Genomic DNA, 12,347 nt, shown 5'->3' with positions numbered 1-12,347 from the left:
GGTATGTTTTTTCGTTTTATAGGTATGGCACTAATCGTGCTTTTGTCGGGTTGTAGTGCGTTGCAGAAGACCATGGATGTTCATAAACCTACGGCATCGGTAACAGGTGTTTCGATCGAAAGTCTATCGACCGAAGCGGTGACTTTATTGGTGGATGTTAAAGTAACAAACCCCAATGCGTTTGCCCTTAAAACAGCAGGATTTGATCTGGATTTGTTGGTCAATGAACATAATATAGCGCGGGTAAATCAGCCAGATGCCAAGTTATCCTTGTCTGCAAAAGGTAGTAACAGTATCCGTTTGCCTGTGACTTTGACGTTTGATCAAGTCATGAAAAGCGTAGGTGGGTTAGCAGATAAAACAGAATTGAATTATGCGGTTGAAGGTAGTGTCGCAATCAATTTGCCTGTATTAGGTGATTTCAATATGCCGGTTGATTTTGCAGGTGTGTTGCCTGTTCCTAAGAAGCCAGACGTTGTGTTTAAAAACTTGAATGTGGCTTCTATCGGGTTAAGTGGTGTTAAGCTTAGTGTCGATTTGGAGGTCACCAACCCGAATCGTTTTGATGTAAATTTGAGTGATGTACGCTATCAAGTTAAAACTGAGGGTAAGTCTCTGGGTGAAGGTAAGATACTGAATATCGATTTGTCAGAAGGTAAAACACAGCATATTTCAATACCGCTTTCGATTGCTATGGGGGATATGGGCGCCAGTTTGTATCGCCTTTTGACAAGTTCTGCACCAGTTGCGGTCGATTTGAGCATAGCTGCAGATGTGGATACGAATATCAGTGGTTGGAAATCTACTCCGTTATCGTTTGAGACTCAGCAAATGTTGAGTCGTTAAAAGTGGATAGGTGTAACTTAATGGCATATCTTAGATAGCTTGATTCTTGTCTGTGTCCTCGTGTTAGATAGGTTTTCTTGTAAGACAGTTTCTCTTGTTTGATGGTTTTTTGGGCGTATTTATTGGGGTTTTTATTAAGTCGTGGTTTTGATATGAGTCATTACGTGTTTCACGAGAATATAACGACTTGTGAAGAGTGCGATTTTGTTAACAGTATTCCGCCACTACAAAGTGGTGAACGTTTTCGATGCCAACATTGTGATCACGTTTTGGTCAGCGTTCATAAACATGCTTCAGCAAGAATTATGGGCGCAGGTTTGTCAGCCTTACTGATGCTGGCGCTGGCGATGAGTTTTCCTTTTCTTGGCTTTTCGACCAACGGTATTGAGCGTGGCGTAACTTTGTTTAATACGCTGAGTGTTTTACTCAGTCATGGTTATCTTGTGCTGGGCATTATTATTAGCTTGGCTTTATTTGTTTTTCCACTTGTTTATTTGTTTTCGGTTTTATTTCTAGTCTGGTCTTTTCAACATAAAGATGTACTGCGTTCTGCCCAGCGTTATTGTATTCGTTGGATTGTGGTTATTCAGCCTTGGTTGATGGTGGATGTTTTCTTAGTTGGCGTCTTGGTGGCATTGGTTAAGATGAGCAGCTTAGCTGATATTTCATTAGAACTGTCTTTTTGGGCATTTTGCGGTTATGTATTACTGTTGTCAAAAACCGTTATTTTGGTCGATAAACGCTGGTTTTGGAATCGAGTAGCAGGTAAGTCGGCCGATCATTCTGTGATGAACGCGACAGCTAAGCAGCAAGGGTTAATTGGTTGCCATTTTTGCGGTGCTACTTTGCTTGGCGATGCGAAGCACTGTGACCGTTGTGGTCATTCTGTTGATAGCCGCCGGCCGAAAAGTATCAGCATGACAGTTGCTTTGTTGATTGCTTCTTTAGTGATGTATATACCCGCGAATGTCTTTCCGATCATGCAAACCACATTTTTGGGTAGTACTGAGCCCTCGACTATTATGGGAGGCGTGTTATTACTTTGGTCGTTAGGATCTTATCCTGTTGCCTTGATCATATTGTTTGCGAGTGTTGTGATTCCTCTCGCTAAAGTATTCGCATTAAGCTGGTTATGTTGGCAAAGCTATTCCCCAAGTGGTAAGCAAACAGAGCAGAAAATGAAGCTGTATCGTATTACTGAATTGGTAGGACGTTGGTCGATGATCGATGTATTTGTGGTGGCTATTTTGACCAGTTTAGTTCAAATGGGAAATTTCATGTCTATTTTGCCAGGCCCTGCGGTGTTGTCTTTTACGGCCGTTATTGTTTTAACTATGTTGGCGGCAATGACATTTGATCCAAGATTATTATGGGATAAAGACGACGCACTTAGTGCCTCTTCTTTAGCAAGGAGAAAAGAGTGAGTGACCCGAACAAGCAAGTGGAAAGTATGCGACAAGTCCGATTTAATTCTATCTGGCTCGTGCCTTTAATTGCGCTTTTGGTTGCCGGTTGGATGCTCTATCAAAATTGGTCAAGCCAAGGTCCAGTCATTACTTTATTGGCTTCTAATGCGGAAGGATTAGAAATTGGTAAGACAAAACTTAAATCTCGCAACGTAGATGTGGGCAGAGTAATTGATATCCGTTTGAGTGAAGACTATGAAAACGCGATTATCAAAGTTCGTATGAATCACGGCACAGAACAGATGTTACGTGATGACGCAAGGTTTTGGGTGGTCAAGCCTCGAATTGGCAAAGAGGGAGTTAGTGGGCTTGGAACTCTATTGTCCGGTGCCTATATTGATATGACGCCAGGTGTAAAAGGACATCTAAAAACGGATTTCACACTCCTAAGCCAGCCTCCACTTTCTACTGAAAATGAAGGCGTCCGCCTTGTTTTATCCAGCACAGAAGGTTCTAAATTAGACGTTGGTGCTTTGGTGCATTTTCGTGGTTATGAAGTCGGTTATGTTGAAAAAGTCGGCTTTGACACAGAAAAAGGCGCTATTACTTATCGTGTTGTGATTCGTTCGCCTTATGATGCTTTGATAAACAGTGATGTACAGTTTTGGATGACTCCTGGTCTGTCATTTAAGAGTTCTGCTAGTGGTTTTGAAGTTCGTCTCGATTCATTGGAGACATTTTTAGCAGGTGGTATTTCCTTTGGTTTGCCCCCAGGGCGAACAGCTGGACATCCTGTTAAAGATATGGCCGCATTTCGTTTATATGGCTCTAAAGAAAGTGCTGCCAACAACATGTTCAGTGAATTTATCAATTATGTCTTTTTGTTTGAGAGCAATATCAGTGGTCTAACACCTGGTGCAGCCGTTGAGTTCCGTGGAGTACGAATTGGTACCGTTTTGGATGTGCCTTTTAATGGTATTCCAATGGATTCTTTGACGTCTCTTGATACCCCTTTGATCCCTGTGCGTGCCCGAATTGAGCCGCAACGATTGAATTCTTTAGATACTTCCGGTGCGATGTCATTACAGAAGTGGAATGAATTAATTGAGGATCGAATAAACAAAGGCGTTCGGGCTTCTTTAAAAATAGGCAACTATTTAAATGGCGCTAAAGTCATTAATATTGATTTTATGAAGAATCCACCACCGATAAAGCTGAAAGAGTTTGCGGGTTACAAAATATTTCCGACGGCACCTGATGCCTTTGGCAATATTGAAACAAAAGTGGTTACCATTTTGGATAATTTGTCGCAGATACCATTGAACAGTACGTTTGAGCAGCTAGGTCAAACTATGGGGCAGGCCAATGAGACATTGCATCAATTGCAAGAGCTTAGTAAAAGCGTAAAACAGCTCGTGGATAAATCTGAAACACAGCAACTTCCCGCTGATTTGGCCGCTACCATTAATGAGTTGAATTTAACGCTGGAAACCTATCAAGCAGATGGTCAAATAGGTCGCCCATTAAGAGAGAATATGGTGTCGTTAGGACGTGCATTAAATGAACTACAGCCCTTACTAAGACAGTTAAGAGAGAACCCAAACACCTTAATTTTTGATAGTAAACCGCGAGCAGATGTTGAGCCGAAAGCGGCGAAATAGCTCAAAGGAATAAAATGAATATGATGATTTACGGGCGTGTGTTTTTTCTTGCTTTGATAAGTTGGATGATGGCGGGTTGCGCTACACCAACGCCACCTAGCAATGAATATTTATTGATGGATACAGGGCTGAAAAATGTCCAAGCTCAGCCGAGTAAAAAAATGGCGGTTCAGCTTATGCCAATTGTCGTTGCTAACTATCTGGCGGGTAACGAGATTGTGCTAGTGACGAAAGAAGGGGAGGTTCATCGATCGCAGAGTAACTTGTGGGCAGAGTCTTTGTCTCCTCAGTTGACTCGTTTAACACAGCAGCGATTGGAAAAAACCTTGCCTAATATTACCTGGTTTGGTGGGCAGCGGTTGCCTTCTTATGCGATTGCTTTGTTAAATATCGAAGTGGACGACTTTTATGCTGACTTGGAAGGTATGGTGCATATCTCTGGGCGTTGGCAAGTGATTTCAGCAACGGGAGAGTTGGCCGCTTCGAGCACTTTTGACGTCAAAAGTGAATTGAAATCGGATGGATACTCAACCATGGTGCAAACTCTGTCTGCTAGTTGGTTTAATAAGGTAATTGATCCGATGGCAAAAGAAATAGCGCTTTCGTTTTAAAACTAAAAGTCATTCAAAAAATTGTAATAAAAAGGGACAGCGAATTGATTCGTTGTCCCTTTTTATTAGTGTAATTAAGGATACTTTCTAGTTCGTTTTATTGAACTCGTTCATGGCGGCAATGTGTTCAGGTCCAATTCCGCAACAACCGCCAATCAAGGTTGCACCGTCTGCAACCCATTGCTTAACCCAAGTTAGGTAGGCTGGTGGTGTTAGATCAGCGCGCAATTCATCTAAACCATCATTTGCCGTAGCATTTTTAGGTTGTGGTGGAAAAGCATTGGCGTAAGCTCCCACTTGGATGCTGCTAGCGTTCAAAGAAGACAATACTGTTTGAGTCACTCGAATCGCTTCTCCGATAATTTCAGGCTGGCTGCAATTAAATAAAATGGCATTGACGCCGATGGCTTGCATGGCTTTTATGGCTTCGACAACAGTTTCGCCAGAACGTAGCAAAGGTTCGGTCGTTGGCTCTGAATCTTCAAGCGTAAAAGAGACCCAGAAAGGTTTTTGATCGGTATCAATTTTATCGACAAGGGCTTTTACGCGAGTGACTTCGTCAATTAAGCTTTGTGTTTCGGATAACCAAAGATCCACGTATGGGTTTAGTGATTCAATTAGCGGTACTGCGAGTTCTTCAACCCGATTGGCTTGATACAGATCCGCTCGGTATGAACCAAACAAAGGAGCAAGAGAGCCTGCTACTTTGGTGTCTGTTTGGCTTTCATCAGCAGCCTCACGAGCGACTTTTCCTGAAAGTGTAGCAAGTGCGCGGCCTTGTTCTTTAAAGACGTCTTCACCTATGTGAAAAGGTACTAGGGCATAGCTATTTGTAGTGATGACGCGAGAGCCGTTTGCAATGTAAGACTGGTGTACTTCCTTCACAATGCTTGGCGCTTCCATCATGGCTAATGCAGACCATTCTGGCTGTTTAAAAGGTGCGCCGCGGCGTTCAAGTTCTCGGCCCATGCCGCCATCAAGAATGGTGAATGAAGTCATATAATGTCCTATAGTGTTTTGGTGTATGCGCGATTTTAGACAGATTTTTAAAGTATTCAATGGTCACGCAAATTATCCACGTGAAACTATAGATCTTTTGTATAGCGCTTGAGTATCTTCTTGGGTTTCAGGTACCATTTTTAAACACTCAAAGGGTGGCCATCATCTTTTAAAAAAGCCTGAATAGAATTGAGAACATGCATTGGGTGAGTCATATGCAAACAATGTCCATTGCCTTCTATTATTTCTAGTTTGGCATTTTGTAACTTACTCTGGGTATATTCACCCACACTAACGGCAACTAAAGCGTCGTTTGAGCTTTGTAGTATTAGGCATGGGTGAGATATTTCAGGTAACAAAGATCGGTAATCGGAAAAGAAAGTTGCTTCAGCGAAGGGCTTGGAATAGGTCACATCGGTAGCGCAAAAGCTGCTCAGTAATTCATGTACTAATGTGTCACTTTCCGACATTCCTGGGCCAATAGGCGATAAGTCGCTTCCCATCACCATGGGCGCTAGGTAGTTGCCCCAGCCGATATAGTCTTTATCCATCAACTGAATAAGCTCTTCTAGGTTTTGTTTCTCAAAACCACCTTGGTAATCTTCGTCTAAGTTTAAAAAACAAGGTGAGGGGCAAATAGCGATTATCTTAGAGAATAGATCAGGACGTTGTTTGGCGGCAAGCCATCCAATCGTGCTGCTTACTGAATGACCGACAAAAATAGTGTCTCTTAGCTCTAAAGCGTCGCATATTTCAATGATATCTAACGCATAACCTTCTAAGTGCTGGTAGCGATTTTCCTCATACGCTGAGAAGTCTGAGCTGCCACTACCAACATAATCAAACAGTAGAACTTGATACTCTTTTTCAAGAAAAGGCAGTATGAAGCGCCACATATTTTGGTTACAACCAAAGCCATGGGCTAAAATAATAGTTTGTTCACCTTTGCCTGATAGATTGACGTTATTGCGTTGCATAATGTTATTGGACTCGTACTTTCCGTGCTGTGTCTTAAACATCATGATTTCCCTTCTTCTTAATCGGAGCTTTTGTGTTAGCTACGTGTTCTATCATAGGTATAACGCCATTTTATAATACCTGTGTGATACGTTTAATGATCTATAGCAAGGTTTATTAAAGTGAAATAACAAAAACGCCAACAAAAATTGTTGGCGTTTTAAGTTCGAATAATGAGTCTTTCGATAGTTACACTATAAAAGGCTCTTATCAAAGGGATTAGCTTGTCGTTATTTCGCTTTGTTTTTTGCTGCTTCAATGCTTTTCTGAATCAGAGGCGAAATAGTTAGGCCTTGTACAATGATGGAGAAGATAACCACAACATAAGTAATAATGACGATGATGTCGTGTAAATCTAACCCTTCAATCATCATTTTATTGGTTGGAATCGCTGCGGCCATAGCAAGAGCCAAGCCACCGCGCAAACCACCCCAAGTCAAGATCTTTACAGAGTGTTTATCGTACTCGCGGTAGCGTTTGAAAATCAAATATGGGCTGCCAACACTGATAAAACGAGCCAGTAGCACAACAGGCACCATGACTAAACCTACACCTATTATTTCCCAGGTTAAAGGCATGGTAACGATCAACATACCTATGATTAGGAAAAGCAGAGCGTTTAAGAAGCTGTCTGTCGCATGCCAAAAATCTTTCACGTAGCGAGTGCCATCTGGACCGCTCTTCTTAGACGCTTTTGCCCGTGTGATGTTGCCAAGAAGAATGCCACTTGTCACCATCGCAAGTGCACCGGAAATCTCCCAAATATTAGCCAAGGCAAAGCCAGCGGAAGGAATGGTTAGAGTAACTAGCAGGCGTGTATTGATATCTTTGCAATTGATAATAACAAAGTGACCAACCAGAGCGATAACAAGACCAAATACAATGCCACCAATCGCGTCGACTAAAAATAGCTCAGCGACGTCTTGGAAGTTGGCTTCAGTACCATAAAATGCGACCGCAAAGATGGTGGTGAAAATAACCAAACCAACGCCATCGTTAAACAAGGATTCACCTTCTACTTGAATCGAAATGCCTTGTGGCGCATTCATTTGTTTGATGATGGCCAATACTGCAATCGGGTCAGTTGGGCTTATCAAAGCACCGAATAGTAAACAGTAGATAAAAGGTATTGGGAAGTTGAGAAGAGCAAATATGTAGTAACTTAAATAGCCAACTATAAAAGTCGAAGCGAGTGTGGAAAATAATACCAGAATGGTGATTTCCCAACGCTGTCTTCTTAATGCTGCAAGGTCGATTTCTAAAGCCCCAGCAAATAACAAAAAGCCTAGCATGCCTTTTAGTAGAAGCTGATTAAAGTCTATGCCAGAAACGACCTGAGTAATGAAAACCGCGGTTTCATCACCAAGCATTTTTACTGCAAGAATCAGTAGTAATGAAATTACGACAGAGCCTGTAGTAATGGCGATCGTAGTTTGCATTTTTAGTATGTATTGGTTGGTAAAAGCGATGAAAACCGCTAGTGCCGATAGAAAACAGATGAGATACCAAGCGTTCATTCGAGAACCTTAACATTATCAGTAAGAGTGAGAGTCATAAAAGGGTGCATGGGGGATGCTGGGGCAGTATGTTATCCCTAGAATTTGCCTCTGTCACTGTTTCGCTGTACAAAAAGTAGTCCTGAAGTGGGTGTTTTTTTATAAAACAGGAAATTTTATTTCAAAAAGCATCATTTTTGGACGATATTTCGCTTCTTATGTAGGAAAATTACAACGAAACTCAAATTCGGTTGTGCATTTTTCGAATAGTACGAGCAAAAAAATTATTCTTCTTTTGTGTATATCTCTTCTATTCTGTTGTTATGGAGAACAATTAAATAGCAAAACAATTAATAAAAAGAAAAATAAGGAAGCTTGCATGTCTCAGTCTTTATACAAATCAAACTTATACAAACCCAGTTTACTTGCCGTAGCTATTAGTAGCTTTGTTGCTTACAGCGGTATCACAAGTGCGGCGAATTCTTCGTCTATTCCTCAGTTAAGTGAAGCAAAAAGCTCTGTTCTTGCGACGAGCTGTGAAGGGCTTTCATCTCTTTTAACGGCTAGTAATACAGTAATAAATTCTGTTGAAACTGTGGCGAAAGGGACGTTAAAGTTAGGAAACAGTGATGTTGAGGAGCATTGTTTAGTTAAAGGAAAAATGCATGAGCGTATTGGCGATGTCGACGGTAAGTCTTATGCCATAGGTTTTGAGATGCGCTTACCTAAAAAGTGGAACGGACGTTTTCTTTATCAAGCAAATGGTGGTTTAGATGGCGCAGTGAGAACGGCTGAAGGCGCAATGGGCGGTGGTCCATTAACTGGTGCACTATTACAGGGTTTTGCTGTGATTAGCTCAGATGCTGGTCACGATAAGAGTATTCCGACCTTTGCTTATGACCCACAAGCGAGACTTGATTATGGTTATCAAGCTGTTGCTAAGTTAACGCCAATGGCGAAAACAGTTATTCATCAAGTCTATGGCAAAGGTCCTGATCGTAGTTATTTTGCAGGCTGCTCCAATGGTGGTCGCCATGCGATGGTAGCTGCGACTCGATACGCTAATGACTACGACGGATTTTTAGTTGGTGCACCAGGTTATCGTTTACCTCTTGCGGCGGTGGCAAGCATTGCTGGCGCTCAGGTTTATGCCTCTATTCCTAGGACAGATAAAACGGACTTGAAAACGGCTTTTACCTTGGCAGAGCGTACAACTGTGTCTAAAGCAATATTAGCAAAATGTGATGCCCTTGATGGTGTGAAAGATGACATGATTCAAGATTTTAAGTCTTGTCAGACGGCTTTTAGTATTCAAACCGATGTCGCAACCTGTAAGGCTGAGCGTGACGGTAGCTGCCTTACTCAGCCGCAGAAAAATGCAGTAGATAGTATTTTTAAAGGTGTAACTACGAGCAATGGAAAGCGTTTTTATTCCTCTTTCCCTTATGATGCAGGCATAAATAATAGTGATCAGATGATGTGGGAATATTCGGCACCGATTGAGCGAGACTCTGGTGCGGTAGCGATGATTTTTAATACACCACCAGTTGAACTTAAAGATTACAGTATTCGCAATTTCGATGGTGCTGACTTTGTTTGGAAAGCTAATATTGATGATCTAGTGGCAAAAGTGAATGCCGTATCGGGCGTTTATAAAGAGTCTGCTATGTCATTTATGGCGCCGCCTACACCACAAAACATGTCCACCTTACGTGATAACGGAGGAAAAATTATGGTGTACCATGGCGTGTCTGATGCGATTTTTTCTGTGCAGGATACTGAAGCTTGGTATCAAGCGTTAGACGCTGAAAATAACGGTCATGCAAACGATTTTGCTCAGTTTTATCCTGTTCCTGGTATGGGGCATTGTCGTGGCGGTCAAGCCACAGACCAATTTGATATGTTAACACCGTTAGTCGCTTGGGTAGAAAAAGGACAGAAGCCTAAACAGGTAATTGCTACGGCTCGTGGCGAAGGAAATCCTGGTGGCGTAAATGACGAGTTGCCAGCTTCTTGGAGTGTTAATCGTACTCGACCTCTTTGTCCTTATCCTAGTGTGGCAACTTACGATGGCAAAGGCGATGTAGAAAGAGCGCAAAGTTTTGCCTGTAAAGCTCCCCAAAGCATGTAAAGTGTTTTCTATGCCATTCTTTTTAGATACAGAAAGGCTTGCTTGTGAAAATAGGCAAGCCTTTCTGTATCTAAAGCCTCTCTTCAATGCGCCATGTACTGTTATCAATGGATGACAATAACATCCCTGATTTTTTCAAAGTTTGTAAATCCCTTTCATTTCCTGAGGTATTTTTGCTTTTTTGGCCGTAATTTACTTACAAAACCTAACCAATCGGTTTGTTACAGATGAAGCAAAGGTGTAACGGGAGTATAATCTGCGGCATTTACACTATGTGAGACCTTTGCGCGGTTACTTTGCTCGTCAATACTTAGTAAAAAACAAACTCGAATTACTCATTTATACCCTATTGAGTATGGCTTTTGCGTCCTGCGACGCCATATCACTTACATTCATGTAAGTGTCCGCTTTCTCGTTTATTTTTGCCTCGTTTTGGCTTCGTGCGTGACATTGTGAAAAGGTCTCTTTATGAAATTTAGTGACATCTTTTAGGAGTATATTTATGGCAACACCTTCCCAGCATGATTTGCGTAATGATTTTCGAGCATTATTAGCAAGTGGCAAGTGCTATTACACGGCTTCTACATTTGATCCTATGTCGGCTCGTATCGCTGCAGATCTTGGCTTTGAAGTAGGGATTTTAGGTGGCTCTGTTGCATCTTTACAGGTATTGGCTGCACCAGATTTTGCTTTGATTACTTTAAGTGAGTTTACTGAACAAGCGACTCGAATCGGTCGTGTTGCGCGTTTACCTATTATTGCTGATGCTGATCATGGTTACGGTAACGCATTGAATGTGATGCGTACCATCGTTGAACTTGAGCGTGCTGGTGTTGCAGCGTTAACGATTGAAGATACCTTGCTGCCAGCAAAATATGGCCATAAATCTACTGATTTGATTCCAGTAGAAGAAGCGGTTGGTAAATTAAAAGCGGCTTTAGAAGCGCGTATTGACCCTATTATGAGTATTATTGCTCGTACTAACGCAGGCCAGTTGACGACCGAAGAAACCATTTCACGTGTTAAAGCTTATCAAGCCGTTGGTGTAGATGGTATCTGTATGGTCGGTATTCGTGACTTCGCTCATCTAGAAGAGATTAGCCAGCATATTTCTATTCCGATTATGTTGGTGGCTTATGACAATCCAGAATTACGTGACCGTGAGCGTTTAGCGGCGAACGGTGTGCGTATTGTGGTGAATGGCCACGCAGCGTATTTTGCAGCAATTAAAGCCACATACGATTGTTTGCGCGAGCAGCGTGGTATTGCAGAAGGCACTTTAGATGCATCTGAATTGTCTACTCGTTACTCTACATTGGAAGAAAATCGTGTATGGGCGAACAAATATATGGATGTTCAAGAGTAATCTTCGATTGCTAATAGATATCTAAATGAGAAAAGCCAACATTATGGGGTCACTTCATATGTTGGCTTTTTTGTGTTGTTTTACTTGAAAGTATGGCAATTAGCCAAGTTGAGCTAATTGCTCGTAAGTGTTGCGTAGCCAGACCTTCATGCGCTGGCGTTCTGCAATATTCATGATGCCTTTGTCGTTTGCAACGGCCCAAAAACTGCTGTTATTAAAATCGATTTTTTGAGTCAACTTACTTTGTAATTTTGGTAGTTCAATGATTAAGGCTTCGCGGCTAACGGCTTTCTTAAAAGTGTCAGATTTTTGAAAGCGAGAAAAGTCAGTACCGCGACCTAGGTTTTGTACCACTACAAAATCAACTGATGGTTGAGTGTAGCGGTCAAGTAAATCATCTAGTAGCGCCACTGAATCAGCACCATCGTCCATGACATGCCATAGACAGACTTGGTAGCCCATTTCATCTAGTAAACCAAATACATCGGTTTCTTCAATCCATTTGCCCAACGGCTGAGATGCTTGAGCTGCTAGGTCAATAATTAAATCACGATCTGGATATTCTTCAATGGCCGCTAACATGCCATCTAAACTGTCTTCTTCACCAATTAAAATAGGAGAAGCGAATTCACTATAGAAACGTGAAAATGTACCGTGCGACGCATCACAGTCAAATCCTAAAAACGGTTGATCGTTATCAATATAGAATTGCGCTAGGACACGAGCAGTCATAGATTTCCCTACGCCACCTTTTTCACCGCCTACAAAATGTACCTTACCCATCTAGATTCCCTCATTGAAGATTAACTTGACC

General features: G+C 41.8%; 10 protein-coding genes. 6 read left to right on the top strand and 4 right to left on the bottom strand.

Annotation, left to right across the window (positions count from 1 at the left end):
• Positions 1-3: 3 nt before the first annotated feature.
• The 4 genes from CYL31_RS14140 to CYL31_RS14125 all read left to right on the top strand — a co-directional run bounded on the left by CYL31_RS14140 (position 4) and on the right by CYL31_RS14125 (position 4,524).
• Complete coding sequence (locus CYL31_RS14140) at positions 4-846, top strand: LEA/WHy family protein (protein ID WP_212915838.1); 843 nt, start codon at positions 4-6, stop codon at positions 844-846.
• A gap of 122 nt (positions 847-968) precedes the next feature.
• The gene (locus CYL31_RS14135) at positions 969-2,270 is read left to right on the top strand and encodes a paraquat-inducible protein A (protein ID WP_249411596.1); all 1,302 of its coding nucleotides are present in this window, start codon (positions 969-971) and stop codon (positions 2,268-2,270) included.
• On the top strand, positions 2,267-3,913 hold the full coding sequence (pqiB, locus tag CYL31_RS14130) for an intermembrane transport protein PqiB (RefSeq protein ID WP_212915837.1): 1,647 nt from the start codon (positions 2,267-2,269) through the stop codon (positions 3,911-3,913). The genes CYL31_RS14135 and pqiB overlap by 4 nt, the downstream gene beginning before the upstream one ends.
• A 14-nt stretch (positions 3,914-3,927) precedes the next feature.
• Positions 3,928-4,524: a PqiC family protein gene (locus CYL31_RS14125; RefSeq protein ID WP_249411594.1), complete on the top strand. Its 597-nt coding sequence runs from the start codon at positions 3,928-3,930 to the stop codon at positions 4,522-4,524.
• Between the two features lie 87 nt (positions 4,525-4,611).
• On the opposite strand, the gene CYL31_RS14120 is transcribed toward CYL31_RS14125, so the two are convergent.
• The 3 genes from CYL31_RS14120 to CYL31_RS14110 all read right to left on the bottom strand — a co-directional run bounded on the left by CYL31_RS14120 (position 4,612) and on the right by CYL31_RS14110 (position 8,057).
• A complete protein-coding gene (locus tag CYL31_RS14120; protein WP_212915836.1) occupies positions 4,612-5,523 on the bottom strand; it encodes a homocysteine S-methyltransferase family protein in 912 nt (303 codons plus the stop codon).
• Positions 5,524-5,663: 140 nt separating this feature from the next.
• Positions 5,664-6,545: an alpha/beta fold hydrolase gene (locus tag CYL31_RS14115; protein WP_249411592.1), complete on the bottom strand. Its 882-nt coding sequence runs from the start codon at positions 6,543-6,545 to the stop codon at positions 5,664-5,666.
• A gap of 225 nt (positions 6,546-6,770) precedes the next feature.
• The gene (locus CYL31_RS14110; protein WP_212915835.1) at positions 6,771-8,057 is read right to left on the bottom strand and encodes a cation:proton antiporter; all 1,287 of its coding nucleotides are present in this window, start codon (positions 8,055-8,057) and stop codon (positions 6,771-6,773) included.
• A gap of 358 nt (positions 8,058-8,415) precedes the next feature.
• On the opposite strand from CYL31_RS14110, the gene CYL31_RS14105 reads away from it, so the two are divergent.
• Positions 8,416-10,167: a tannase/feruloyl esterase family alpha/beta hydrolase gene (locus tag CYL31_RS14105; protein WP_212915834.1), complete on the top strand. Its 1,752-nt coding sequence runs from the start codon at positions 8,416-8,418 to the stop codon at positions 10,165-10,167.
• Positions 10,168-10,669: 502 nt separating this feature from the next.
• The gene (locus CYL31_RS14100) at positions 10,670-11,533 is read left to right on the top strand and encodes an oxaloacetate decarboxylase (protein WP_072838115.1); all 864 of its coding nucleotides are present in this window, start codon (positions 10,670-10,672) and stop codon (positions 11,531-11,533) included.
• Between the two features lie 99 nt (positions 11,534-11,632).
• Here CYL31_RS14100 and CYL31_RS14095 read toward each other — a convergent pair whose 3' ends face one another.
• Positions 11,633-12,316: a P-loop NTPase family protein gene (locus CYL31_RS14095; RefSeq protein WP_012070612.1), complete on the bottom strand. Its 684-nt coding sequence runs from the start codon at positions 12,314-12,316 to the stop codon at positions 11,633-11,635.
• Positions 12,317-12,347: the final 31 nt, after the last annotated feature.

The organism is Marinomonas sp. A3A (assembly GCF_018336955.1).
Taxonomy (GTDB): Bacteria; Pseudomonadota; Gammaproteobacteria; order Pseudomonadales; family Marinomonadaceae; genus Marinomonas; species Marinomonas lutimaris.
This window is presented reverse-complemented; position numbering and strand designations above follow the sequence as displayed.